Genomic DNA, 26190 nt, shown 5'->3' on the forward strand with positions numbered 1-26190 from the left:
CATCAGGCATTGGCTGATAACCAAGGCCCATCATCGGGACAAAAAATAAGTCATGCCTCGTACCCGGAGGTACGAGGCATGTGTTTGCACAAAAGTCAGTCACTGGATCGGCAGGCCGCACTCTTCAAGGATCTGACGGATCATGTAGTAATCCTCCAGCGGTGTGCCTGTTTTGCTCTCAATAGCATTGACGGCGTCGTCGTGGCAGGCATCTGTGCCGTATTTGGCAATGTTTACCAAAGGGCTATAAGGGATGTCGCCTCTGTCCGGTCCCACATCTCCACGGTATGCAGTGGTGTGACCATTGCTGTCATAGGCCAGATACCAACCCGATTCGATGATGAAGTAACCGTTGGCTCCTTTACCTACCATCGTGCCCTTCGGAAACCAAGGCTGATTCGAGATCGTGGCGCAGCCGTTTTGGCACAGAGTACGTTCAACGAGCCGGTTACTTCTTCCAGTGTCTTGGTGCCGGTCTGGGTGTCGATGTGCTTCTGTGCTTCGTGGTTGAACAGCTATAGACGTTCTCGCCAATAAGATGACGCATCTATCGTTATTGAGTTTACTTGCGTGCTCTTAGCCACTCTATCAAATCCTTTAATGGCATCGGCTTTGCGAATATGAAACCTTGTCCCTGAGCACAGCCAGCTTCTTGAAGAAAGGATATTTGTTCACTTGATTCAATGCCTTCCGCAATTGTAATCATCCCGAGTCCTTCGGCCATGCCTAGGATCGCTTTTACAATGGCCTGGTCGCTAGTGCTTTCGGGAAGGCCAGAAACAAATGATCGATCAATTTTTAGTTTGTCGAAGCGAAGTTTTTTTAAACGATCTAGAGAGGAAAAGCCAACTCCAAAATCATCCATTGCAAGACTGATACCTGCTCTGTGAAGTTCGTTAGAGGCTTGTAAAACTTGTGCTGAAGAATTCATTGCCACATCTTCGGTAATTTCAAGCTCCAAACGATTCGCCGGAAGGCCAGTTTTCATAAGGGTCTGGCTTACTAGAGTGCAAAATCCGGGCTCGCTAAATAATGGGGCGCAAATGTTTACCGCTACAGTCACGTCGAGTAAATCGCTTTTAATTAGTGCAATATTATCTTTACAGGCTTGGTGGATGACCCAGCGCCCAATAGTTGGCATTAATCCATACTCTAAGGCTATGGGTATAAACTGGTCAGGGGGCACCAGACCATTTTTACCATCGCGCCAGCGTAGCAGTGCTTCAATGCCACACGGTTGCATGGTCTGCAAATCGAACTGCAACTGGTAATGTAACTCGAACTGCTCAAGCGGTATGGCCTTGCGTAGACGGCTTAGCACGCGGTAGATCTGCTCGGATCGGTCACGTAAGGCTTGATCGAACAAGCGAATACAGTTGCCCCCCTCTACTTTCGCCTGATACATGGCGATATCAGCTTCATTGATGACTTCATCGGCTGTGATCCCGTCATCTGGAAATAGGCTAATACCAATACTTGCGCTGACAGTCAGCGCTCGGTTGTCGATGACAAAAGGCTCCCTGAGTGTCTCAAGAAGGCGTTTTGCGATTTCGCTGGCTGTTTCTATTTTTGAATCTATAACGATGGAAACGACAAACTCATCCCCGCCAACGCGACCCAGTAGATCAGTGTCGCGCAGTATTTTCTGAAAGCGCTCAGCTGTTAGCTTTAGCAGTCGGTCGCCGACTCGGTGGCCGTGATTATCGTTAATTTGCTTGAAGCCGTCTAAGTCAATGAAAAGTACAGCAATTTTATTTTCATTAGTCTCGCATGTTTCTATGGCTTTGGATAACCCGTCAATAAATTCCCTTCTATTAGCGCATCCGGTTAGTCCATCATATTTAGCCAGAAAAGCAATGTGCTCCGTAAATTTGCGACGTTCGCTAATATCATGGCAAATGCCGACAAATAATTTCTGATCTCCTTGTAAAAACTCGCCGACGCTCAAGTGTAGTGGGAAGCAGCTTCCATTTTTATGTCTTCCCATGACCTCTCGGCCGATACCAATGATTTTACGTTCGCCACCAGTGCAGTAGTTGTTTAAATAAGTATCATGTTGCTGTGCGTAAGGCGCAGGCATGAGTATAGAAACGTTCTGGCCGAGCATTTCATCTTCGCTGAATCCAAAAAGACGCTCTGCTGACTTATTGGCTGCTTTTAGAATTCCGCGTGAGTCTATTACCATGATTGCATCGACAGCAGCATTGAAAATAGCGCTGGTAAGAGCTGATTCCAGGCCGTCCCATACTTCATGTGCTCTTTCAGTGGCGATTTTGCTATTTACTAAGTCTGTCATTTTCAACGACCAAAGCGTTCAACTAAGGCATGCATGGCTCTTGAGGTATCTTTCAGATCCTGGCCCACTTGTGCCGATTCGCCCGCTAGCTCAGCGTTATGGTCAGAGGCCTGGGCAATGCGCGTAATTTGCTGTGAAATATCCTCAGCTACATGCGCTTGCTCTTCAGATGCAGCCGCCATCTGTTGACCCATATCGTGAATCATATTCACTGCGTTGCTGATTCCTTGAAGCGCTTCTTGAGTGGATATAACCTGCTGTACACCAGCATCCGCTTCTCTAGTCCCTGCTTTAGCTATAGATACAGCGTTTTGTGCGCCCTCTCGTAGGGTTTGGATTATCTCTTGAATGGCTTTAGTCGACTCCTGCGTCTTAGACGCGAGAGCACGCACTTCATCTGCAACCACTGCAAAACCTCGGCCTTGCTCTCCGGCACGTGCAGCTTCAATGGCCGCATTGAGTGCCAGCAAATTAGTCTGCTCAGCAATTGCGCGAATCATGCCTGCAGCTTGCTCTATGGCCTGCGTATCGCGTGCTAGTATCTCTACCGATTCACTAATCTCGGACACAGTTTTCGCTAAGTTTTCAATTACTTCGCGGGTTTTGCCTGCTTCTGCTGAACCAGTCTTGGCTAGGTTATTGGCCTGGTTGGCCTCATCAGCTGTACGGTGTACATGTGTTGAGACTTCCGCAATGGAAGCTGCCATTTGATGCATTGCGGTTGCCGTCATATCGGCTTCGTTTCGCTGGGCCAAAAGAGAGCTTTCTGCGCTACTGGTAAGCTGACCGCTGCGTTGAGCAAGCTCAGAACTGTGGTCCGCATAGTCCTCAAGACGGCTAAGTACTGTGCGTATCCGTGCGCGCTCGCTGATCAAAGCCATTTGGATTTGAGCTGGCTTGCCTACCAAGTCTGTGTATGTTCGTGCAATCAGCTCACTATCGAAAGCTCCCTCTACAGAGTTTTGTAGGCGAACCAGTAGCTGTTCTGTGTTTCGGCTTTGCCAAGCCTGCAATGCAAAAAAAGATGCGACTGCTAAGCCCGACGCCACCGCAGGGGAGACAAAGAAATAAGCTCCCAATACTACTGCGCTCGCTACCAGCGAGGGAGTCGAGACCGACAGTAGCCGCAGAGATTTACCTTGCGTCTCCCTCCAAGCTCCAGAACGCATCCGTGCATAAAGGTCAGTTGCTCTAAGCACATGTTCTGACTCTGGTTTTACTCGAACTGACTCATAACCAGTGACTCGGCCATTCTCAGTTATTGGTGTCACATAGGCGTTGACCCAATAAAAGTCGCCGTTTTTGCAACGATTTTTAACGATACCCATCCAGGCCTTGCCGGCCTTGAGATGGCTCCACATGTGCGCGAAGACCGCTGGTGGCATATCCGGATGTCGGACGATGTTGTGCGGTGCCCCGAGCAACTCGTCACGATCAAAGCCGCTGATGCTGACGAAAGCGTCATTGCAGTAGGTGATCGTGCCATGAGTATCAGTAGTGGTGATCAAACGTTGAGCTGATGGAAAATCTCGTTCGTTTGCAGTCACTGGGCCATTGTTTCTCATCGGTAAAGCTCTCTGAAGACGATAGGCGGCACATGGCCAGCATTTCTAGTGGCTATCTTAGCTACTTTGATTACTCAGCGCATCGGGCTTTAGGGAAGGTCTGAAAAAGACTTCCTGATTTGGCAAAATCCCCCGACTTCACCTCGCCGAGTTTTCCCATGAAGCAGATGACCTTCGCCGACGCCGAGTACGCAGGCAAGCGCAAGCAGACCCGCAAAGAGCTGTTCCTGATCGAGATGGATCGAGTGGTGCCGTGGAAGGGTTTGATTGCGTTGATCGAGCCGCACTACCCGAAGGGTGAAGGCGGCCGTCCGGCCTACCCGCACCTTCATCCGGGATGCGAGCATCGAGGAAGGCCAGTTCTTCATTCTCGGCGGGCAGACGGTTTATGTCGCTGAGGTCGGCGAGACCATTAAGGCCCCGAATGGTGAAAGCGATGCCCGGCTTAGGGTGATTTACTCCAACGGCACCGAGAGCAATCTACTGCGAAGGTCCTTGCAGCGTGCGCTCTACAAGGACGATGCCGGCCGTCGTATTACCGATGCGGATGCAGGCCCGTTGTTTGGCGAAACACTGGAGCCTGACGATATCGAGAGTGGCACCATTGGTGTCCGAACGGTAGAGCACCTTCTGTTCTGGGAGTGAGTGGATCGCGCCGAGATGGCCGATAGCGTCCGACTTGAAATGCACAGGGCTTTCCAAGATCTGCCAGTCCATGCCGGCTTCGCGTTGCCAGACTTCGATGGGTTGTTTCTGCGGCAGGTTGTTGCCCAGACCGTGCCACGGAGTAGCGCCAACGTAGGCGCACCAGGTTGCTTGCCGCCATGGCCAGCTGGAACAGCGCGTCGACACGCTCAAGTCCGCGTTGCTTCACCTGGCGAAGGCCTGCCGCCGCCTTGAGCCAGCCGAAGTGGGTTTCGATCCAGGCGCGAATCTTCAGGCTCAGACCATAGCCGGCGTGGCGCGTGGTACGGCCATCGATGGCGCTGCGCCGACCATTGGTGTTCTGCGCAACATGGGGTGTCACGCCGAGGGCGCGACAGGCGGCCACGAAGTCTGCCGTGTCGTAAGCCTTGTCCGCGGCCAGGGTGCGTCGACGGCGACCAACCAGCTTGCTCAGCATCGCCAGCGCGGCTTCGCGTTCGCCATGGCCACCGGCCAGAGTCACATGAACACTGCGCACCAGGCCACTGCGGTGTTCCATCAGCACATGCCCCATGTAACTCAGCTGCGCGCCGGTGTTGTGGCTCTTGCGGTACAGCCGGGCATCCGGATCGCTGGTCGAGGCGTGGGTGTCGTTGCTGCGCTTGTGCCCCTTGAAGTCCGGCGGGGCATTGCGCGGGCCGGGGCCCGGGGCGTCTGGCGTATCGTCCTTGGGACGGAAACTCTTCTGAGAGGCCCAGGCTTGCAGCAATGTGCCGTCGACCGAGAAGTGCTCATCCGAGATCAGCCCCTGCTTCTCCGCCAGGCGTACCACCTCGCTCAGAAACTCGGCGGCCACTGCCTGGGCATTGAGGCGGTCACGATTCTTCGAGAAGACCGAGTGATCCCACACCGGATCATCAATGGCCAGGCCGACGAACCAGCGGAACAGCAGGTTGTAGCCCAGCTGTTCCATCAGCATCCGCTCGCTGCGCAGCGAGTAGAACAACCGAGGCGCCGGGCTGGGTACACTCATCGACGACCTGGGCCTTGAAGGATTTGGGATAGGAGCGGCGTTGGCCTGACACGGGAGATCCTCCACAAGGGGCTTGAAATGGTGTCCACCAAAAACAGGTGGACACCATGCCGCTAGCTGGAAGAACCGGGGAGGTGTGTTGGCCAGACGCTTACTCAAGTTCAGCACGTGAGGGGCAATAGTACTAAGTTGCTTTTGGTGTAGCGTGCTTTCTAGCCGAAATGTTTGCTCGCACTTCACTTGCCGTGCATCCAAAATGCTTGCGGAAGCTGCGCGTGAACTGGGCCTGATCGCTAAAGCCCAATTGCAGGGCTAAATCACCAATCGAAAAATGGCATTGCGGATCATGCAGGCGGCGGTAGATGGCCTCAAGGCGCTGTAAGCGAATCCACTCCCCCAGGCTGTAAGGCGTGCTTGTGAAGAGTTTGTGTACATAACGCACTGAAAGCCCACAGGCGCTGGCTACCTGTTGTGGGCTGAGGTCGGGCGAACACAGGTTTTGCTCAACATAGTGTTCGATACGCTGAAGGTGCAGGGCGGCCAGGTTCGAGCTTTCGCTGTTAAGTACCCGCTCATCTTGCCTTAGGGCCATCAGCAGGGTTGAAAGCGCCTGTTCCAGCAACATATGACGAGCCGCCTGGTCGCATTCGTCAAAGCGTGCAGCACACATCGCCAGCTGGTCGACAAAGATTCGCCCCAGGCTTCTTTTGGCGTCAAAGCAGAAGCGCGTGTAGCGTTCTGCCCCGCGCAGTTGTCCATGCAATGCACGCTCGGGAAGTTTGAATACCCAGAGGTCGTTATCGCTGGTGTAGTGGAAGCGATAGGGCGCGTCACCCCGTTCGAAAATAAAGCCACCCGGCTGGCAGTGCAGTTCACGACCATCCTGTTCAAAGTGCACTTCGGTGCGCCTTGGAACCGTGACCAGATAGCAGGCCTCATGGTCATTGCTGACCTGGACCTTGCTACGCGAATAGCCGAGCTGACTGGAGCGCAGGCGTGAGAGCGTCAGGGCTGTGCTATTGGTTTCCCAGATCTGCAGGCTGCCACTGAACGACGTATTGGGCGCAAATTCCAGCGAAAGCGGGAAGTAGGTACGACGGATGGCTTCTGCCCAACGCGGTTGCCGTTCGTTATCAGGCCAATAGCGGGTGGAGAGTTGGTGTGCCATGGCCAGTCCTCGTCTGTTGTTATTGTGAGGACAGCGCCGAGCCTGGGTGGGCTCGGCGCCGCTGTTTTGCCATCATTTCCCAGTGCTTAGACAGGGTCAATCACCGGGTGTCAGCCTGTAGGTTGCCGAAGGCTCCAGGGTTGCGCGCCAGCCAGGCGGAACGACGATGTTGGTCGTCGCTTCTTCAATCACGCAGGGCCCCAGAATGCTTTGCCCGGCACGCAGTCGATCACCGTTGTAGACCGGGGTGTCCTGCCACGGGGCGTCAGCACTGAACAGCATGGGCCGGTGGCCTTCGGGCGCCGCTGTACAGGCCATTGCTGGAATTTCCAGTTCAGGCAGGGGCGGTCGTTGCAAGCGGGCAATCACCGAGCATTCGAGGTTGACCAGTTCAACTGGGCTATCCGGTTCGCTGTACGAGAACAGCGCTTTATGCCGCTGATGGAACGCTTCGCGCAGGGCCGCCAGGCTGTCGCGGTCCAGTTGCTCACAGCTCAGCTCGACGTTGCATTCATGGATCTGGCACATCCTCTCCGAGCGAGCTGATGAGCGTTTTATGCCCCCATATATCCCCCCGTCAACTGTGGGATGCCCCGGGATTACGTGGGATGATATGGGCAATAAAAAAGCCGTAAAGCTTTGATTTCTCTATGCTTTTCGGCTTTTCTGGGTCTTCCTGGGAAGACAAATTGGTGGGCCGGGGGGATCATAAAAGATATAATAAGGTATTGATTTAAAAGAATATTTAAATGGATTTCTCAAAAAGTGCCCCCTGAAGTGCCCCCAAAGGAAAACTCCCGACGAATGGTGGGTAGGGAGTTGAACTGGCGTCCCTTGCTGATGGCTCTGCCTGCCGGACTTAGGCGTGGTCTGAAATAGCCCTACATTCCCTTGTTGACTTCAGCCTCTGCCGATTCTGAACGCTCCCGGGTTCAGATGTGCTAGACCGCTAAAGACAAATCTTAGGCCGCTAAGGTAACACCTGGGGTTTGAGAGGAAATGAACAGCGGGTCATCAGGCGTCTGCTCATCCGCCGCCCAAACCGAAGCGCCCCAAAGGCCCAGCAGTATCCAAAACAAGTGTTTCATATGGCCTTCCCTGTGAATGGTCACTTTCTGGAGCTTGTCAAAACGGTCGTATAGTAATCGCAATGCTCAATCCGCAATACGACGTGTACCGACTTAGATAGCGAGCCGGGACCTGTTAGCCTCGTAGCGGCTCGACGTGACGGGGAGCGAAAGTGCGACTGCGCGGTGCTGGCGATCAAGGCCTGAGGTGCCGCTGGTATTCGCCGGCGTTGGCTGAAGGCGAGAACGTGATAGCGCAACGTCGATGGAGCCGAGGGCAATCGCGGGAAGAAGCAGCGTCGACACGTCCAGCGTGGGCGCCAATTGCGCTGACGAGGTCATGACATGGCCGATGAGTCTATGCCGAACGCTCGTCGCCAATCAGATGGACAAATAGCAAGGAATGGATATTGAAGAAGAGCTCATTGCCACTGGGCGTGGTTGGAGCTTCCCTGAGTCAATCAAAACTGTCCTCAAGTTGACGCGAGAAACTTTAGGCACTTGCTTGTCAGGTTGCTGACATCTCCTGCGCGCCGGCTGAAGATGATCGGGCTGCAAGCGCGGGTGTCATGTAGCCGTACATACTCAATGTCGGTGCGATGTTGTTGCTGTACCGATGCAGGTACTAGCGTAATCCCCATTCCTGCTGCGACAAGGCCGAGCGCGGTTTGCAGTTCGTTTGCCCACTGGCTGACATTCAGACTCATGCCATGGTGAGCGAACAGGCCCAGGACGTGGTCGGCATAGCTCGGCCGGGGCTGGGCGGGGTAGAGCACGAATTCCTCGTTTCCGAGTTGCTCGAGCGTTACCGGTTGGCCGGCCAGGGCGTGGCCTTTAGGTAGCACGGCCACCATCGGGTCCTGGCTCAGCACTTCCTGCTCGATGGCCGGGTCGTCGATGCGGATGCGGCCCAATCCGATGTCGATCCGACCGTTCTTCAGGGCTTCGACCTGTTGCAGGGTGGTCATCTCGCTGAGAATCAGCTCCAGGCTACGGTCCTGTCGCAGCTCACGGATAAGCAGGGGCAGGCTGGTGTAGAGCGTCGATGGTGCAAAACCGATGCCCAAGCAGTACTTCTGGCTCTGTCCTATGTGCCTTGTGCTGTCGATGATCGCTTCTAGCTGGTGCAGTTGGGTGCAGATCTGCTTGTAGAAGAAGCTCCCGGCTTCAGTGAGGCGGATAGGCCGCTCGCGTATCACCAATGGGGTGCCCAGTTCTTCTTCCAGCTGGCTGATCTGCCGGCTCAAGGGGGGCTGGGCAATTGTGGGATGCCCCGGGATTACGTGGGATGATATCGGCAATAAAAAAGCCGTAAAGCTTTGATTTCTCTATGCTTTACGGCTTTTCTGGGTCTTCCTGGGAAGACAAATTGGTGGAGCCGGGGGGATTTGAATCCAAAGACACAAATGCCCAGCTCAAATCAGTGTTTCGGGCGCTTGACCCCAAAAAACTGATTTGTAGGATTTCACTCAGTCGTTAAGCAGTATAGGAACCTTGAGCCTTCCGTCAAGAGCGCATCCAAATATGCCCAGTGTAAGTGTTGCCAGTTGGGCAGTTTTGCTGGGCGCGGGTTCAAATCCTTACTGGGGAGTTGAACGCGGGCAGAGCCCTCCGAAGCGGGAACTAGTTCTTGAGATTGAGGCACTTTAATGCCTTTTCCTGTGGCTAAGACGGTTTTTTAGGTATTAAATTGCCTTTTTTTGTGTGTGCGTCTACTGTTTGGGCATTAAAGTACCGATGACTGATATGCACAATCTTACTCTTCAGGTTTATAGGGATGGCCAGTGGCGCAATGCCATGGAGCTCCGTTTCGAGCAGCCCGAGGAAGGGCTGGAGGGTGCTTGTGCTTATGGCTACCAGCAGGGCTATCTGGTTGACGCCTTGGAGTCAGTTGGCAGTCGGCTGAATGTGGCTGTCAGTGCAGCTTACCCTCTCGGATGGGATTCTTGGCGAGATAAGAAGGCGCCTGCGTTTCTCTTCGACATACTGCCATCAGGTGCAGCAAGACGCTTTCTACTGAAGCGTTTGGGGGGCGAGCGGCCCGAGGGTCTCAATCTTGATCTCTACCTTCTTGGGCGATGCACACCTGCGCCAATTGGCAATCTGCGTATCAAGGAGTCTGTCGAGGCAATTGCGGGCAGTCCAGTGTTGGGTTTCACACGCGATGAGGTTATTAGCCGGGACTCGCGATTCCTTGAGTACGCGTATGAGCAGGGCGCAGCCATTGGCGGGGCGACAGGTGCTGGCGGTGAGGCCCCCAAACTGTTGCTGACTGAAGATCGGCAGGGGGCCTTACATCCAGATGCTGTGCTGCCCGATGCAGACGCCGCCCAGCACTGGTTTGTGAAGTTCGCGCGTAACAAAGCCAGTCAGACCGATCAGGACATCCTGCGCAGCGAGTACTGTTTCTATCGTGCCGTCCAGCAGCTCGGAATGGATACGGTTGCAGCTGAAGGGCTGGCATTGGAGGAGGGCAATAAGCCCAGTCTCTGGATGCATCGCTTTGATCGGGAGATTAGCCCCGCAGGTGTTAGCCGAACTGCCGTTGAGTCCATGTACTCGCTATGTGGTGTAACCGAGGCGGGTAGCTACATGCTGCACACGCACGTGCTGGGGAATCTGGTCGAACTATGGCGAGCTGTTGGACAGGAGCAGCAGGTCGGAGATCTGGTGTTTGAATACATGCGGCGTGATCTGCTGAACCAGATTCTCGGTAATTCAGATAATCACGGACGCAACTCCGCGATTCTCCGCTGCGAGCAGGGGGTTCGGTTGGCGCCAATCTACGACCTAGCGCCGATGGTCATGGACGAAGAGGGGGTTACGCGTACGACGAAGTGGCCAAAGCACATCGAGCTTGCTGGAGAGGTTAACTGGAGAAGGGCCTGTGATGAGGTCGCGGGGTGGGTTAATGCCGATGAGCTGTACCAGCGATTGCGGTTGGCGGCTCAGGACCTTCTCGCGCTACCTGACTTGCTGAGTGCACAAGGACTTCCTGATTCAACCATGAGTCACCCTCGTATAGCCCTGAGAAATCTCCGGCAGCGGCTGAACCAGTGGGGGTTGGTCTAATGGACATTCTTGAGCGCAATCGCATTTTGAATGAGCTGCAGCAGCAGTTGGCTAGCGGCGAGATCACGATTGGAGGAGCAGTGCGGCGTCTGCGTAAGGAGGTGACTGGCTTGCAGCAGGCCAGATTTGCACAGATGTGCAAGTTGTCATTGCGCGCCTTGCGACAGCTGGAACTGGATGAGAGCAACCCGACGGTTCAGACTCTGAACCGCGTGTTTAATCCCTTTGGCATGCAGGTCGGCATTGTGCCGAAGACTCCGCGTTGAGCTGCGGCTGCACGCTGGTTCTTAAGGCTGGATGAGCGCTGGAGAAAGCAAATGGATTATTCATCGGTGCTCTCCGGGGTCATCCAGGCGGTCACTAGGGCTGGCGAGCTTCTAGTCGCAGAGTGGCAGCGTCCTGAGGGCCCTCGCGGTGCAGGTGATAAAGCGGATGTTGATGTAGAAATCGAGGCTCTATTGCGGCCTTGCCTGCTGGACCTATTGGATGGGGATTTCTGGGGCGAGGAAACAGGACATTCGCTGACCGGTGCCCCGTTCTGCTGGGTGGTCGATCCTAACGATGGGACTGCTGACTTTTTGAAGGGGTTCAAGGGCTCTGCCATTTCGGTAGGACTACTTGAAAATGCTCAGCCTGTTCTCGGTGTGGTGTATGCGCCTGTGCTGGAAGGGTGCCCTGCTGACTGCATCGCCTGGGCTAAAGGCATGCCATCGGTGCTGCGTAATGGCGAACCGGTTGACGCGCATCTGTCAAAGCAGGAGTGGAGTTCAGACAGTCAAGTAATGGTCAGTACTGCTGCCAGGATGAAGCCAGAGCTAAATTCTGAATTGTGTGCTCCGAGTAGATTTGTCGCGATGCCAAGCATTGCCTACCGGTTAGCTCGTGTAGCTGCAGGTGATGGGGTTGCTGGTGTGTCACTTGTTCAGGTTTCCGCACATGATGTGGTAGCAGGACACGCATTGCTAAAAGGTGCTGGAGGCGTCCTTCTCAATCAGGACGGAGAAGAGATTTCATACGTGGCAGAGACACAACTGAAGACGGTCTCGCATCGGTGCTTCGGAGGTTCACCAGTTATCTGTCGATCACTGGTGAGCCGAGAGTGGAGTCGACTGTTTGAGTAGCTGTTGTTTTTTGATTTCGAGCCAGCAGCATCGCAGCGTTCGCGAGCGTTGATGACTTGGCGCAGTTTGATGAACTGCGCCATTTGGGGCTGCGTATGTGGCGCAGTTCTCATCGAACTGCGCCATGGCTAGGCGAGGATCGGACCCTAAACCTCAAATGAAGGCGTTACAGACATTGGTGCGTCCGGTCAAGATGAACCCAGGTCCAGCCTTGGATCGACCACTTCCGGCCAAGGCTGGGTAAAAACGTTGGCATCGACCTTGCTGTGATTTGATGGATTCAAATCAGCTGGAGGATGCCAATGAAGCGTTTTATCCAGGGAGAGCATCGAGGCCAAAGCGCACTGCTTCCCGAGAGCCTGGATGACTATGTGGCGGACACCAACCCGGTAAGGGTGGTCGATGTTTTCATCGATGAACTCGACCTTGGCCAGCTGGGCTTCGATGGTGTCGTCCCGGCTGAAACAGGTTAGAAGTTGTACAGAAGGTGCGTGGTGTACAAGTTTATGATAGCTTTATGCCATGCATATGCAAATCAGCGAGCCCGTACACATGCGCCAAAATTACCAACCCAGCGGTTCGGAAAGGAGCTTCGACGCTAACCAAAGACTCATTTCAGCCACGGATCCAACCGGCCTGATTTTGTACTGCAATGACGAATTTGAAGCCGTCAGCGGTTTTTCCCGGCAAGAGCTGATCGGCAGCCAGCACAACATCGTCAGACACCCAGACATGCCATCTCAGGTCTATGAATACATGTGGCAGTGCCTGAAAGCCGGCAAGTGCTGGATGGGTATCGTCAAAAACCGCTGCAAGAACGGTGATTACTACTGGGTCGAAGCCTTTATCACTCCGGTCATCGATAACGGCAAGCTGACTGGCTACGAGTCGGTCAGAACAAAGCCGTCGCGTGATCGTATCGAGCGCGCCGAAGCGCTCTACAGACGCATAAAAGAGGGCAAGTCGGCATCTGCGGCGACCCTTGGACTGCTGTCCGCACTGATAGAACTGGCCCTGCCTTCAGTCATCGGGGTTGTCGCCGCGGCTACCACTTATGTAACTGGCGGCGGCCCGCTGGCAACCGGTATCACCCTGCTGGCGGCCATGCTTGCCGGCTTCGGCGCTTCCCGACAATTCCGCGGGCGGGTTGCCGCAGCGCTGGAAAAAGAAGCTGTGCGCGCCTTCGACGATGAGGTGACAGCGCAGATTTTCACCGGCGACCGTGACATCACCGCCAGCCTGCGCATGGCCCTGATCAGCGAGGAGGCACGCTTACGAACGGCCCTTACACGGTTGTATGACTATGCTTCGCAAACCAGCGAGGCGGCCGCTGATGCACAGGTACTCGCCAGCAAAACCAAGCACGCGCTGATCGAACAGCGGGCAGAAGCCGACATGGCGGCAACCGCCACCACAGAAATGACCGCATCCATCAACGAGGTGGCGGCGAATATCCAGCAAACCGCCCAGGAAGCGGAAAGCGCTGCTGCGCTGGTGATGCACAGCAGCAGCGTGGCCACCAACACCCTGCAGGTGATCCGCGCCCTGTCGGAAACGGTGGAGGAAATCACCACCGCAGTCGAGCATCTGGCCACCGAAACCGAGCAGATCAACATGGCGGCCAACCTGATCCAAAACATTGCCGATCAGACCAACCTGCTGGCTCTCAACGCGGCCATCGAAGCGGCACGTGCTGGCGAGCAGGGGCGGGGCTTTGCCGTGGTAGCCGACGAGGTACGGGCACTGGCGCAGAAAACCCGTGAGTCCACCGAATCGATTCAAAACATCATCAGCTCTCTGCGCAGAAGTGCCACCCATGCGGTGGAGATTGCACGCAAGGGTAACGAGGATGCCGAGCAAGGCGTGGCCCGGGTCAGCGAAACCCAGCAGGCACTGGAAGGCATCAGGTCGGCCATGGAACACATCAATGGCATGAGCCAACAGATGGCGGCAGCAGCAGAGCAGCAAGCCCATGTCGCCGAAGATATCTCGCGACAGATCAACCACATTGCTCAGGCGGCCGACGAAAGCCTGGAAAACGCCTCCAAAACCAGCGAACGTGGTCTGGCCCTGGAAAAAACCGCAGCCGACCTGCATGGCCTTACGGAACGCTTCAATGCCTAATCGCTATCTACTGGGAATCAGCGAAGACCAGGGCCTGGATGCCGAACAGTTGCGTATTGCTTACGACTTGCAAACTGCCATTCTGGAAGCCGCCGTCGATGGCGTGATCGTGATCGACGACAAGGGCCTGATACGACTCTTCAACCAAGGCTCAGAACAGCTGTTCGGTTATAGCGCCGACGAGGTGCTGGGACGAAACGTTGCTTGTCTGATGCCCGACAAGTACGCAGCCCATCATGATGGTTACATGCACAATTACCATCACAGTGGTCATGCCAAGGTTATCGGCATTGGCCGTGACGTCGAGGGACTGAGGAAAAACGGTACACAGTTTCCCATGCACCTCTCGGTCGGACGAACCGACACCTCGATCGGTCGGCTTTATGTTGGCATCTGCCACGACCTCAGCGATTACAAACAAGCTCTGCACAAGCTGCACGTGGCTGAGCAACGCTACCGGGAAATCGTCGAAAGCCAGACCGAATTGATTATCCGCCTGGACAGCCACCTGCGGCTGACGTTTATCAACCCGGCCACCTGCCGTTTTTTCCAGTGCCAGAAGCCGGACCAGCTGCTAGGCAGCAGCTTGCTTGATCAGGTCCATGAGGACGATCGGCTGATCCTCAAGCGCCAGCTGACCAAGCTCAATGCCACCACCCGGGATGAGGCACAGACCATGCGCATTCGTATGCTGCGGCTCAACGGTGAAGCGCGCTGGTTTGAATGGCGGGTACGGCAAATGCTGGAGGGCGAACACTTCGGCAGCTGGGAATTCCAAGGCTTTGGTGTTGATATTACCGAGCAGGTCCGCGCCAGAGAGCAGATGGACTTCCTAACATCCCACGATCCACTGACCGGCTTACTCAATCGCCAGGGCTTCACCGACCAGCTGAACCAGCGCCTGAATGCTAGTGGTTGGCGTGGCGGTGTAGTGCTGCTGAACCTAGACTGTTTCGATATCATTAATGAAACCCTCAGCCATACCGCTGGCGATATGGCCCTGAAGATGGCAGCGGAGAGAATCAGCCACTCGCTGGCCAAAACTGACCTTTGCGCACGACTGAATGCCGATGAATTCATCGTGATGCTGGACGGCACTGACCGCGCCGAAGACCTGAGTTCGGTTACCCATCGCCTACAAAGCCGGCTGTCTGAACCGTTTTCGATTGCACAGCAGCCTTTCAACCTGACCGCCTGTGCCGGTATAAGCATCTGTCCGGACAATGGCCTGACGAGCGAGGCACTCATGCGCCGCGCCCAGGCCGCATTGCGCGAAGCCAAGTCCACGGGCCGAAACGAACTGGTGTTTTTCTCCGAAGAATTGGAGACACGCTCGCGCTCTGCTGCCGAGCTTGAACTGGGTATTCGCCAGGCCCTGGATCAAGATCTATTCAATCTGGTTTATCAGCCCAAATACCATTTGCACGACGACAGTCTGCAGGGGATGGAAGTGCTGATCCGCTGGTTCCACCCGGAATGGGGCCCGGTCAGCCCGGCCCGCTTCATCCCATTCGCGGAAACCAACGGCCTGATCGTGCGCATTGGCCAATGGGTTTTTGATAAAGCCTGCCAGCAATGGCGTGAATGGGTCGATGCAGGCTTACAGGTGCCCCTTATGGCTATCAACATTTCCAGCCGCCAACTGGAAAGCTGGGGATTTAAGGAAAACCTGATGAACACCTTGCGCACCTACTCGGTACCAGCCTGCGCGATTGAGCTGGAAATTACCGAAGGTGCGGCCCTCAACCATACCCATGAGCAGATGGAACTGATCCTGGCTCTACGCGCTGAAGGCTTCAGGATTGCCATTGATGATTTCGGTACGGGCTACTCTTCGCTCAGCCAGCTCAGCAGCCTGCCGGCCAGCACGCTGAAGATCGACCGCGCGTTTGTCAGCAAGGTTCTCCCCACCTCAGCCGAGGAGCCAGTGATTGAGGCGATCATCGCCTTGGGTCACTCACTCAATCTGGAGATCGTTGCCGAAGGGGTTGAGAATGAGGCCCAGCGTGACTTCTTGAAAAGTCTGGGCTGTGAGGTAGCGCAGGGCTTCTTGTACTCGAAACCATTGGAAGCTGAACAGTTCCGCGAACTGCTGCGCGCACTCTGATAATGGTCTGAAGTAGTCATGTATTTCTGGCTACTTTCAGCGCCGTCGACTTTAGAAAGCTGAAAGCCGGTCAAAAACGATCAGGCCACCAGATCGTTTCAATGCTTCTGGCCGCTGCGTGTGACCACAGAGGAAAAGCGCGAGAAGTTCCTGAGCATTCTGCCGATGCTGGCTCGAAATCGTCCAACCGGTTAAGGTTCGGCATCGAGCAAGACATCTCGCAGGGAGGCGGCGCAAAGTGCCTTCCTTGCCCATCAAGTAAGGAACAACGCGTGAACCAGCAGACCCTGGCCCCCTTTATCTAGAATATCGCAGATCTGCTTCTGGGTGCCTTCAAACCCTCCGAGTACGGCCGCATCATCTGCCGTTTACCGTGCTGCGCCGGCTGGAGTGTGTGCTGGAGCCTATTCGCCACCACCTACTTCGGCTACTGTCGCATCACCGTCGAGCGGCCGCTGCGCCTGTGCTTCTCGGTATAACCTATTTCAAGGAAGGCCTGATCTTCCCGCGCTTCCATCAATGGGAGGGCGTGACCAAGATGCTCGCTGCCGTGCGTGTCGAGGGGGCAGGGCAGCCGTACTTGATTCAGCACAGCGCAGGCTCGGGCAAGACCAACACTATCGCTTGGACAGCGCACTCGCTGATCCGTGTGCGTCGCCGGATTGTGTGTTGGCATATCTAGCTCGTGTTCTGCGGATTCGCTACTTGGGCTATATTCTCATGGCTTGGGATGTCGAATACACCGACGAGTTCGGTGACTGGTGGGAAAGCCTGTCTGCTGATGAGCAAGAATCCGTTGCTGTGTCCGTTCGGCTTTTAGAGGAACGGGGTCCGTCGCTCGGGTTTCCACATAGCCGCGGAATCAATGGCTCGCGCCATGGCCACATGCGGGAACTGAGAGCACAACATGTGGGGCGTCCATACCGGACGCTATACGCTTTTGATCCCAGGCGCTCGGCCATTCTGCTAATTGGTGGTAGCAAGGCCGGTGATGATCGCTGGTATGAAATCAATGTTCCGCTGGCTGACCGTCTGTATGACGAGCATCTGGAGCAGCTTCGGAAGGAGGGCTTGACAGATGGCTAAGAAATTTGCAGAACTGCGCGCAAAGATGGCGCCTGAGTCTCAGGTTCGCATCGAGGCAAAGGCCTAGGAGCTGCTGGCCGAAATGCCACTCAATGAGTTGCGTCAGGCGCGTGGTCTTTCCCATAAGGTGCTGGCCGAGGTGCTGCATGTACAGCAACCCTCGATTGCCAAGCTGGAAAAGCGCACCGACATGTACATTTCCACCCTGCGCAGCCATATCGAGGCGATGGGGGGGCAGTTGGAAGTTATTGCTCGCTTCCCTGATGGTGCGGTGAAGATCAGCAATTTTGCCGAAATCGGGACGGACGCATCCTAGGCGTGAGTCTTCGACTATTGGCGCACCCTCAACCACTGAACCTTGGTTACTAAGATGGCTACCTTGGGAGGGAAATAAAAAACCGCCCACACAGACTGTGTGAAAACCTAGCAGTCTGAGTGCAAGGTGAAGACAATGCCTCTATCGGTCGATAGGGGCATTGTCGTTTATGGGCTATATCCAAGGTGAAGGTCGGCAACAAAGCAGCCTGTTTCCGCCGACATTGGAAGAGCTGGTTCCTGAGGATCATCTAGTTCGAGTCATCGAGGCCTATGTGGCTCGTCTGGATCTGAAGGTACTGGGGTTCAGCAAGGCTGAGCCGCTCAAGACTGGGCGTCCTGGCTACGATCCAGCTGATTTGCTCAAGCTATACCTATATGGCTACTTCCAGCGCATTCGCTCCTCTCGTCGATTGGAGGCGGAGTGCCAACGCAATATCGAGGTGATGTGGTTGCTGGGTCGTCTGGCGCCGGACTTCAAGACCATCGCGGATTTTCGCAAAGGCAACAGCGTGGCCTTTCAGGCGACTTGCAAGGCTTTCGTCCAGTTCTGTCGCCAGGCGAGCTTGATCAGTGGGGAGCTGGTGGCCATCGATGGCAGCAAGTTCCAAGCGGTAGCTTCGCTGCGCAAGCACCTGAGCGTGGAGAAGCTCAAGCGTCAACAAGCGAAGCTGGAAAAACACATTGCCCAGTACCTGGCCCAGCTTGATGAGGGTGATGCACAAGACGCGCAAGAGACGATTGACCGGGCAGCGGTGAAACAGGCGCTACGCCAGCTACAGGATCGCCATGCCGATAACTTGACCGTACAAGCGCTGATGGAGGCGCAGGGCCTGGAACAGTTCGTCGAGGGCGAAGCGGATGCCAAGAAGATGCGCTGCTCCGGCAAGAGTCCTTGCGTGGCCTACAACGTGCAGAGCGCTGTCGATGCCGAGCATGGCCTGATCGTGCATCACGAAGTGACCAATGACTGCACCGACAACCAGCAGTTGGAGCCGATGGCCAAAGCGACTCAGGCGGTTCTGCAGCAGCCTGAGCTGACGGTCACGGCTGATGCAGGTTATTCCAACGGGGCGCAGTTTCAGGCCTGCGAAGAAGCGGGCATTACGGCTTTCGTCCCCGTGAATCGCGCGCCCAACAACCAGGGCTGCGGATTCCACGCCATCCGGCCACCCAGTCCGCTCTCATCTGGCCAGGCATTCCACGGCCATCTGGCCACCTGTTCCACGGCCATCCGGCCGGGCAGTCGGAGCGCAGCGACGCAGGGGTGGCATTGTTAGTCCGGGTTGGCTGGCGTCGTCAATTTCTGCGTCCGTTTGCGCATTGATTCACCCTTCAGATTGATCCGATAAGCGTTGTGCACCAGGCGGTCGAGGATGGCATCGGCCAGGGTTGGATCGCCGATCAGTTCGTGCCAGTTGTCCACGGGCATTTGGCTGGTCACGAGGGTCGAGCGCTGGCCGTAGCGGTCGTCCAGTAGCTCCAGCATGTCGCGGCGCTGTTCGGCGGTGAACGGGGCCAGGCCCCAGTCATCAAGGATCAGCAGGTCGGTCTTGGCGTAGCTACTCATCAGCTTGGCGAAGCGCCCGTCGCCATGGGCCAAGCCCAACTCTTCCAGTAGGCGCGGCAAGCGCAGGTAACGCACGCTGTAGCCCTCTCGGCAGGCCTGGTGGGCCAGGGCGCAGGCCAGCCAGGTTTTACCGACGCCAGTCGGGCCGTTGATAATCAGGTTGAGTCCGTCGCGCAGCCACTGACCGCTGCTCAGCTGGAGGATCAGCGCCTTGTCGAGTCCGCGCGGGGCACGGTAGTCGATGTCTTCGAGACAGGCGTGTTGCCGCTGACCGAAAACTGACCCAGTAGAGGCTGTTCTGCCGACTGAAAACTGACCCAGGTGTTCAACTGCTTCTGCTCAATTTTTGAGCAGGAGAACACAGGGTGATCAGTATGGAAATGATGGGCAAAATCCGCCGGATGTATTTCCGCGACAAGCTGTCGCTGCATGAGATAGCCAAGCGCACCGGGTTGGCGCGCAACACGATTCGCAAGTGGGTCAGAGCACCTGAGGCCAAGCAGCCGGTGCACCAACGCCGCGCGATCTTTAACAAACTCAGCCCTTTTCACGCCACGCTAGAGCAGGCGCTAAAAGCCGATTCGCTGCGCCCCAAGCAACAGCGGCGCAGTGCCAAGGCGCTGTTGGCGCAAATCAAAGCCGATGGTTATGACGGTGGCTACAGCCAGCTCACCGCGTTTATCCGTGCCTGGCGAGGGGGACAGGGCAAGGCGTCGCAGGCCTTTGTGCCGCTGACCTTTGCTCTTGGCGAGGCGTTTCAGTTTGACTGGAGCGAGGAAGGCTTGCTGGTCGGCGGCATTTACCGGCGTATGCAGGTGGCACATCTGAAGCTGTGTGCCAGCCGTGCGTTCTGGCTTGTGGCGTATCCGAGCCAGGGCCATGAGATGTTATTTGACGCCCATACACGCTCGTTCGGCGCCTTGGGCGGCGTGCCGCGCCGGGGCATCTACGACAACATGAAGACCGCCGTCGACAAGGTCAATAAGGGCAAAGGCCGGGCGGTGAATGCGCGCTTTGCGGTGATGTGCGCGCATTACCTGTTCGATCCGGACTTCTGCAACGTCGCCGCTGGTTGGGAAAAGGGCATCGTTGAAAAGAACGTGCAAGACAGCCGCAGGCGTATCTGGCTAGACGCCCAGGACTGCCAGTTTCACTCCTTCGAGGAACTCAATGCCTGGCTGGGCCAGCGCTGCCGCGCGCTTTGGAACGAGCTGACGCACCCTCAATACAGCGGGCTGAGTGTGGCCGAAGTGCTTGAGTTGGAGCGCGCTGAACTGATGCCTGTGCCAGCGCCATTCGACGGTTACGTCGAGCGGCCTGCGCGGGTCTCCAGCACCTGCCTGGTCAGCGTCGGGCGCAACCGCTACTCGGTGCCGTGTGAGTACGCGGGTAAGTGGGTCAGCAGCCGTTTGTATCCGACGCGAATCGAGGTGGTGGCTGACGACGCGCTGATCGCCAGCCATGTCCGCTTGCTGGATCGCGACCAGGTCAGCTATGACTGGCAGCACTACCTCCCGCTGATCGAACGCAAGCCCGGTGCGCTGCGCAACGGCGCGCCCTTTGCTGATCTGCCGGCGCCGCTGCGTCAGCTTAAGCACGGTCTGGGGCGTCATGCCGGCGGTGACCGGATCATGGCGCAAGTTCTGGCTGCCGTACCGGTCGCCGGGCTCGATGCGGTGCTGGTGGCTGTTGAGCTGGTACTGGAAAGCGGCAGCCTGAGCGCCGAACACATCCTCAATGTCGTGGCACGGCTGACAGCATCCGAACCACCACCCAGCGTCGAAACCCACTTGTCGCTCAAGGAAGCCCCCGTCGCTAACACGGCGCGCTACGACCGCCTGCGTGGCCAGGCCGAGGAGGTCGGTCATGCGTGATTTGATGGCGGAACTCAAGGAGCTGCGCCTGCACGGCATGGCCACGGCCTGGGCGGAGTTAACTGCACAGGGTGAGTCGAACACAGCCTCGTCCAAGTGGCTGCTCGAACACCTGCTGGAACAAGAGCACACAGATCGCGCCATGCGCTCGGTGAGCCACCAGATGAACATGGCCAAGCTGCCGATGCACCGCGATCTGGCCAGCTTCGATTTCAACGCCTCTAGCGCCGACGCACGCTTGATCAGCGAGCTGGCCAGCCTGGCCTTTACCGACACCGCGCAGAACGTGGTGCTGATCGGCGGCCCAGGCACCGGTAAAACCCACCTGGCCACCGCACTGGCCGTGTCCGGCATCACCCGGCATGGCAAGCGCGTGCGCTTCTACTCCACGGTCGATCTGGTCAATCTGCTGGAGCGCGAAAAACACGACGGCAAAGCCGGGCGGATCGCCCAGGCACTGCTGCGCATGGATCTGGTCATCCTCGACGAACTGGGTTATCTGCCGTTCAGCCAGGCTGGCGGTGCGTTGCTGTTTCACCTGCTGTCCAAGCTGTACGAACACACCAGCGTGGTGATCACCACCAACCTGAGCTTCGCCGAATGGTCGAGCGTGTTCGGCGACGCCAAGATGACCACCGCCCTGCTGGATCGGCTGACCCACCACTGCCACATCGTCGAAACCGGTAACGAGTCCTATCGCCTGCAACACAGTAGCTTGGCGGCCCAGGCCAAGATCAAATCACGGGAGCGAAAGCGTAAGGGCGGCCAGGAACCTGAGGACGATGAGTCGTTCTGATTTCATGGTGACGACGGCCTGCTGCATGGCTGCATTTGGCAGGTCTTCAACAGCTGAACTGGGACAGCGAGGGAGTGGGTTCAAAAGCAGCTGCGCTGGTAGACTTATCCACAGTTGCTGGTAACAAAATCAGCAATCCGCCCTGGGTCAAATTTCAATCGGCAGGGTGGGTCAATTTTCCATCAGCGCCAACAAAGCAGGGCTCACCCAGGAGCGATTGGCTCATGAGGCAGAATTGCAGCGTAACTATGTCAGCCTGATGGAGCGGGGCATCCATCAGCCAACGATCACCACCTTGATCAAGCTGGCCATCCCCCTGGGCTGCACGGCAGCTGAGATCGTCGACGAGGTGGAAAGGATCCTGGCAGACCAGCGCTCAACACCTGCTGTTTAGATCTATCAGCATTCGAGTTTTCAGAAGTCGTACAGCGTTGCGCTCGAAAACTTGGTGTCTAGTGCGTGCTCTGCAAGCAGGCGCAGCGGACGGCCTTGAGGACATCTGAAGACAATCGGGTGGCGAGTTGCACCGTAGCGACGACTCCTTCAGGCCGCTTCGTCAGCCACAAGCTCCGTTGCGCCACCGGCAGCTCATCAAATTCACTATTGATATTGCTCGGCCAGCTACAGCTCGGCAGAGGCTTGCCCAGGAAGATCTTGCCAATCGTGGCAGTTGCACGCACGTCAGTTTACCGGAGCCGGCGGCTACCAGCCCTACGCTCGAAAAGCCTGATAATCTTTGCTAGGTGCTCGACATTCGCCTGTCACTCCCTGGTCATTACCTATCTGTTTGCAGCAGAAAGCTCAGGGGGCCGCGAATCGCTTCTGCAGAGAGTTGGTGATGAACTCGTTAGGCTGCTAACCGAATCAGCGCTAGAGGTTTCCGTTTGAGCGTGTTACCGATTCTGGCATTGCGAGGGGCGGCTTATGATCGCTACTCCTTACAGAGCGTGGTTCAAATGGAATGAAGGTCAAGGTAACGTGCAGTTTGGGCTGTAGTCTGGAGCTGCAGTGGCCACTGCCCTGGTGCCGGGGTTAGCCGAGGCCGCTCAGTGAGGCGGGGCGGGAGGAATTTTGCTGTAGCACTTATTACTAAAGGCAGGTTTTTTTCAGCAAGAAGTAGTCCGGCTTTGTTACTGGGAGAGTATTGCTTTGAGTGAGGGGGCTAGGGGTATTTCCAGGTTAAGTGTTCTCAAACACCCATGACCTGAACCCCAGGCATGAGCAGCTCAAGTCCCACCCGTTGCAAGGCTTCTGATTTCGCAGAAAACCATTTAATTCACGAAGTTGAAGGTTGGCATACTTAAAATTCGGGCATCAAGAGGGCTCTGCCGTGGATGAAATTGATAGTCTGACCCGAGAAAAGATTCGGGAATGGCAGATCCGTCGTTTGGATATCAAGGAGCAGATGCATTTGAATCCCTCGAAAACTCTGGAGCTTTCGAGGGTGCTGGATCTCATGGACGAAGAACATGCCGAACTACTTAGTGGGTCGAAGAACAGTCAGGTTGAAGGTGCAAATCAGCGAGAAGAAATTTCTTTTCGAGCAGCAGCGACCGCATCTTTATCGCCCTTTACCTCAGGAAAGTTTGATCTGCAGCTGCATCTAGCTGCAAAAAGTGCTGCCGATCTGGGCAGGCTCCTTGAAATGGCAGTCTGTGAATTGCAGTATTGCATCGAGATGAAGTGCGCAGAGCTAGCGAGTGAGCATAATAACTACCTAGGAGGGATGTCAGGCACTCTGGGTAACTATGAGTTCGTGCTTGATGTCAAGGGCGAGGATAGTAATGAGTGACTCACATGAGAGATGGATGGAAGTCGAAAGTCTGGCTGAGAATGTAATGGAGCTGCTCGATAAATATGAGGTCAAGTGGCGCAGGTATGGGCTCATATATGTAGATCACCAGCCAGTAAATATTACGACCGTCAATATTTTTCTTGTTGAGCTGAGTAAACGTTTTGGTGTGCCAAGGTCACTGATTCGCTCTAGGTTGATCGATCTGGGGTGGCTTAACGATGCCCGCTACAGCTCTGCCCGAGACGATTGTCTACGTGTAGCAGTCAATCTATGCCCTCCTGCAACAAAAATTTCAGAGGTCGATTGGTTCGAAATAGACGACGAATCAGGAGTGACTGATGAGGGATATGAAAAGGATTGATCAAATGATGAGTCCTTTCTTAACTGTGAGATGGTATGCATCCTGAGCACTTTGATTTATCCAGCCCCCTTTTCTTGCCCGTAGCAAGTGAGACTTGCGCAAGTTTATTAGGTTCTAAAGATGCAAGCGAGCTAGCTACTTTGTCGGATGCTGAATTGGCCGCGATTTTGGTTGTTCAGCACTTGTCAGTTGCAGAGAAAAAAGAGCTGACGCCGAGTTCGATTGAAAGAGTCTTGAGCAAACTTGTCGCTTGGGCGGTTGATACTCAGCATTTAGATGCTAGAGGGTTGCTGTCAGAGGCGCAGCGGCTGTTTGATCCAAGAAAGTTACGCTCCGGTGGTCAGGTTGCCAAGAGTTTAAACTTACGCTTTCTAAGTTCTGATGAGGTCGCAGCGCGGGATTATTTGCTACCCAATGGAAGATGGGATTTCGAATTTAGGGGGCGTCACTATAGACGTATCAACCCATTCAGTGAGCAGATGATTACGCCACGGCACCGCGAGCGTTGGTTAAGCCCTGCGCAGGATAAGTTGGTAAGGACTTTCCGTGCCAACCTGGATGAGGACCTCCATGTTCAAGGTTACGCGGGTATCGGTAAGAGCCACCTATTAGGCACCTTGATGGAGTGCTTGCGTCCAGGGGGGACGTTATTGTTGGCGCACACATCCGGAAAGTTGGAGGCCCTTCGTAAGCGTATTGGAGACGTTTACGGCAGTAAAGCCGGATTGACTTTCATCGAATTCGCACAGTTCTTGCTGAATGGCCCCAAGCCCAAGCCCGTGAACGAACTTCCTAAGTTTCTTAGTAAGCGGGCATTGTCACAAGAACTGAACATCATTGGCGTCCGTGGCTATGACACACAATCGACGCTGAACATTTGCCTTAAAGTGCTCAATAACTATTGTCGGTCTAGAGACTATACCCTGTCGGCAAAGCACTTGCCTTATTTCAACCAGCCTTTGTCTAGCATGGATGCTAGGGTGGTTCTTGAGTATTCGAGCCAGCTATGGGGCTACCTTGAGTCAAACCCTGCCTGGTACGGTCTGGTTGAACTCGAAGCATTGTTAATGATAAAGCGCGCAAGCTTATCAGGCTGTGTGGTTCCGGCTCGGTACACGCACGTACTCATTGACGAAAGTCAGGACCTTCCTGCTTCCCTTATGCAGATCATCGAGCGAGGTCGCCAGGTGTTGATAACGCTCGGGGATGAATATCAACAAGCTGGGGGCGCTTTTGTAAACAGAGGGCGCGAGGTCCGGCGAAGCGAGATCGCCTACTCTGTTCGATCTGGCCGTAACGTCGAGAGTTTGGTAAACCCTCTAATCTACCGCCACTCTAGTAAGGGCAAGATTCCCTTTGAGGGTGCTAGCAATACTGATGTCGCTGTTAAGTATTATCCTCAAGGATTTTTGCCGCCTGAGGGTTGTGTGGTATTGGCTGCATCCCGTTGGGACATGATGAAGTGGATTATCCAGATGGATGCTGCAGGGCGCGCGCTAATCCCCAGTACTGAGGCGCAGAAAGACCTTAAAAGGTTTATGGCCACTGCCATCGCATTGTTCAAGCCAGATTTCTACAGTGTTGAGCAGATACCGGATGGACCGCATTTGGACTTTAGTGAGTTCTCAAACTGGCAGCAGGTTTGTGACGCCAATCGGCACGATGAGTCATTTTTATGGGTGGAGGAAGAGCTAGAAAAAGGCTTCAATGTTGCCGATATGAATCAGCTGAAAGGGATGCTTGGTCAATCCGGTAATAGTTGTATGGTTATGATGGCTGAACAGGCTGGAGGGATGGAGTTCGACGTAGTTTTGTTGACGCCGCAGCTACTCACTGTCACTCAGTTCAGGGATGTGAATGAGTTTGACCAACGAATCTGTGCTGTGTACATCGCGATCTCTCGCGCCAAGTTTAAACTGTACGTTCCTTATGATGTGGCTGAATGGATCGCTCATCATGATTCCCAAAAATTCCGGGAACTGAGCGGTTACTGATTTCATCTTAAATCGCAGCCGGATATTTAGAGAAAAAATCCGCATTGCATTCTTCTCAGCAACCGTCAGGTCTTAGAAGGCTCCCATGTCTGTCGCACAAGCCATCTCAAACCGAATCAAGCGAATGAAGAAGGGCACGCCTTTCGTACGCAAGGTCTTCGCTGAGGTAGGTTCGTAACCGCTCCATAAACCCCACCTACT

At 55.3% G+C, this 26190-nt stretch carries 17 protein-coding genes and 11 pseudogenes; 18 read left to right on the top strand and 10 right to left on the bottom strand.

Annotated features, from left to right (window positions below; all coding sequences use genetic code 11):
* Positions 1-99: 99 nt before the first annotated feature.
* The 4 genes and pseudogenes from J7655_RS05250 to J7655_RS20905 all read right to left on the bottom strand — a co-directional run.
* The gene (locus tag J7655_RS05250) at positions 100-372 is read right to left on the bottom strand and encodes a hypothetical protein (RefSeq protein WP_230926874.1); all 273 of its coding nucleotides are present in this window, start codon (positions 370-372) and stop codon (positions 100-102) included.
* Between the two features lie 190 nt (positions 373-562).
* Complete coding sequence (locus J7655_RS05255) at positions 563-2296, bottom strand: putative bifunctional diguanylate cyclase/phosphodiesterase (RefSeq protein ID WP_230926875.1); 1734 nt, start codon at positions 2294-2296, stop codon at positions 563-565.
* A 2-nt stretch (positions 2297-2298) separates the two neighbouring features.
* Complete coding sequence (locus J7655_RS05260) at positions 2299-3465, bottom strand: methyl-accepting chemotaxis protein (RefSeq protein ID WP_420850931.1); 1167 nt, start codon at positions 3463-3465, stop codon at positions 2299-2301.
* A gap of 66 nt (positions 3466-3531) precedes the next feature.
* Positions 3532-3861, bottom strand: a pseudogene (locus J7655_RS20905) (PAS domain-containing protein); the annotation flags it as partial.
* A 158-nt stretch (positions 3862-4019) separates the two neighbouring features.
* Between J7655_RS20905 and J7655_RS05265 the strand changes: the two are divergent.
* Positions 4020-4184: pseudogene (locus J7655_RS05265) on the top strand (transposase); the annotation flags it as partial.
* Positions 4171-4473: pseudogene (locus J7655_RS05270) on the top strand (GIY-YIG nuclease family protein); the annotation flags it as partial. The pseudogenes J7655_RS05265 and J7655_RS05270, both read left to right, overlap by 14 nt.
* On the opposite strand, the pseudogene J7655_RS05275 reads toward J7655_RS05270, so the two are convergent.
* From J7655_RS05275 to J7655_RS05295, 5 genes and pseudogenes are all read right to left on the bottom strand, one after another.
* Positions 4444-4713: pseudogene (locus J7655_RS05275) on the bottom strand (hypothetical protein); the annotation flags it as partial. The pseudogenes J7655_RS05270 and J7655_RS05275 overlap by 30 nt on opposite strands.
* Positions 4661-5515: pseudogene (locus J7655_RS05280) on the bottom strand (IS5 family transposase); the annotation flags it as partial. The pseudogenes J7655_RS05275 and J7655_RS05280, both read right to left, overlap by 53 nt.
* 208 nt (positions 5516-5723) lie before the next feature.
* On the bottom strand, positions 5724-6707 hold the full coding sequence (locus tag J7655_RS05285) for an AraC-like ligand-binding domain-containing protein (RefSeq protein WP_230926877.1): 984 nt from the start codon (positions 6705-6707) through the stop codon (positions 5724-5726).
* Between the two features lie 96 nt (positions 6708-6803).
* On the bottom strand, positions 6804-7235 hold the full coding sequence (locus tag J7655_RS05290; RefSeq protein WP_230926878.1) for a hydantoinase/oxoprolinase family protein: 432 nt from the start codon (positions 7233-7235) through the stop codon (positions 6804-6806).
* A gap of 1012 nt (positions 7236-8247) precedes the next feature.
* Positions 8248-9036: pseudogene (locus tag J7655_RS05295) on the bottom strand (LysR family transcriptional regulator); the annotation flags it as partial.
* A gap of 484 nt (positions 9037-9520) precedes the next feature.
* Here J7655_RS05295 and J7655_RS05300 point away from each other — a divergent pair.
* The 10 genes and pseudogenes from J7655_RS05300 to J7655_RS05340 all read left to right on the top strand — a co-directional run.
* Positions 9521-10846 carry a type II toxin-antitoxin system HipA family toxin gene (locus J7655_RS05300; protein ID WP_230926879.1) on the top strand — a complete coding sequence of 442 codons (1326 nt, stop codon included), beginning with the start codon at positions 9521-9523 and terminating at the stop codon, positions 10844-10846.
* A complete protein-coding gene (locus J7655_RS05305; RefSeq protein ID WP_230926880.1) occupies positions 10846-11112 on the top strand; it encodes a helix-turn-helix domain-containing protein in 267 nt (88 codons plus the stop codon). Before J7655_RS05300 ends, J7655_RS05305 begins: the two co-directional genes overlap by 1 nt.
* A 51-nt stretch (positions 11113-11163) precedes the next feature.
* Positions 11164-11967 (top strand): inositol monophosphatase family protein, encoded by an 804-nt coding sequence (locus J7655_RS05310; RefSeq protein ID WP_230926881.1) that lies wholly within the window; start codon positions 11164-11166, stop codon positions 11965-11967.
* A 302-nt stretch (positions 11968-12269) separates the two neighbouring features.
* A pseudogene (locus J7655_RS05315) lies at positions 12270-12437 on the top strand (IS5/IS1182 family transposase); the annotation flags it as partial.
* An 82-nt stretch (positions 12438-12519) separates the two neighbouring features.
* Positions 12520-12846, top strand: a pseudogene (locus J7655_RS20910) (PAS domain-containing protein); the annotation flags it as partial.
* Between the two features lie 750 nt (positions 12847-13596).
* A pseudogene (locus tag J7655_RS20915) lies at positions 13597-14091 on the top strand (methyl-accepting chemotaxis protein); the annotation flags it as partial.
* Positions 14084-16198, top strand: a complete 2115-nt coding sequence (locus J7655_RS05325) for a putative bifunctional diguanylate cyclase/phosphodiesterase (RefSeq protein WP_230926883.1) — start codon at positions 14084-14086, stop codon at positions 16196-16198. The pseudogene J7655_RS20915 and the gene J7655_RS05325, both read left to right, overlap by 8 nt.
* A gap of 720 nt (positions 16199-16918) precedes the next feature.
* Positions 16919-17284 carry a type II toxin-antitoxin system RelE/ParE family toxin gene (locus tag J7655_RS05330; RefSeq protein WP_230927674.1) on the top strand — a complete coding sequence of 122 codons (366 nt, stop codon included), beginning with the start codon at positions 16919-16921 and terminating at the stop codon, positions 17282-17284.
* Positions 17285-17354: 70 nt separating this feature from the next.
* Entirely contained in the window at positions 17355-17600 is a 246-nt protein-coding gene (locus J7655_RS05335; RefSeq protein ID WP_230927675.1) for an XRE family transcriptional regulator, read from the top strand.
* 169 nt (positions 17601-17769) lie between these two features.
* A pseudogene (locus tag J7655_RS05340) lies at positions 17770-18747 on the top strand (IS1182 family transposase); the annotation flags it as partial.
* Positions 18748-18875: 128 nt separating this feature from the next.
* On the opposite strand, the pseudogene istB (J7655_RS05345) reads toward J7655_RS05340, so the two are convergent.
* Positions 18876-19436 (bottom strand): annotated as a pseudogene (gene istB / locus J7655_RS05345) (IS21-like element helper ATPase IstB); the annotation flags it as partial.
* A 107-nt stretch (positions 19437-19543) separates the two neighbouring features.
* Here istB (J7655_RS05345) and istA point away from each other — a divergent pair.
* The 6 genes from istA (at position 19544) to J7655_RS05375 (ending at position 25989) form a co-directional block, all read left to right on the top strand.
* The gene (istA, locus tag J7655_RS05350) at positions 19544-21043 is read left to right on the top strand and encodes an IS21-like element ISPst3 family transposase (protein ID WP_230927676.1); all 1500 of its coding nucleotides are present in this window, start codon (positions 19544-19546) and stop codon (positions 21041-21043) included.
* Positions 21036-21839 carry an IS21-like element ISPst3 family helper ATPase IstB gene (gene istB / locus J7655_RS05355; protein ID WP_013983804.1) on the top strand — a complete coding sequence of 268 codons (804 nt, stop codon included), beginning with the start codon at positions 21036-21038 and terminating at the stop codon, positions 21837-21839. Before istA ends, istB (J7655_RS05355) begins: the two co-directional genes overlap by 8 nt.
* A gap of 166 nt (positions 21840-22005) precedes the next feature.
* On the top strand, positions 22006-22233 hold the full coding sequence (locus tag J7655_RS05360; RefSeq protein ID WP_230926884.1) for a helix-turn-helix domain-containing protein: 228 nt from the start codon (positions 22006-22008) through the stop codon (positions 22231-22233).
* Positions 22234-23169: 936 nt separating this feature from the next.
* A complete protein-coding gene (locus J7655_RS05365) occupies positions 23170-23631 on the top strand; it encodes a hypothetical protein (protein WP_230926885.1) in 462 nt (153 codons plus the stop codon).
* Positions 23632-23647: 16 nt separating this feature from the next.
* Positions 23648-23995, top strand: a complete 348-nt coding sequence (locus tag J7655_RS05370) for an ImmA/IrrE family metallo-endopeptidase (RefSeq protein ID WP_230926886.1) — start codon at positions 23648-23650, stop codon at positions 23993-23995.
* A 35-nt stretch (positions 23996-24030) separates the two neighbouring features.
* A complete protein-coding gene (locus J7655_RS05375; protein WP_230926887.1) occupies positions 24031-25989 on the top strand; it encodes a hypothetical protein in 1959 nt (652 codons plus the stop codon).
* Positions 25990-26190 lie beyond the last annotated feature (201 nt).

Source organism: Pseudomonas wenzhouensis, assembly GCF_021029445.1.
Classification (GTDB): Bacteria; Pseudomonadota; Gammaproteobacteria; order Pseudomonadales; family Pseudomonadaceae; genus Aquipseudomonas; species Aquipseudomonas wenzhouensis.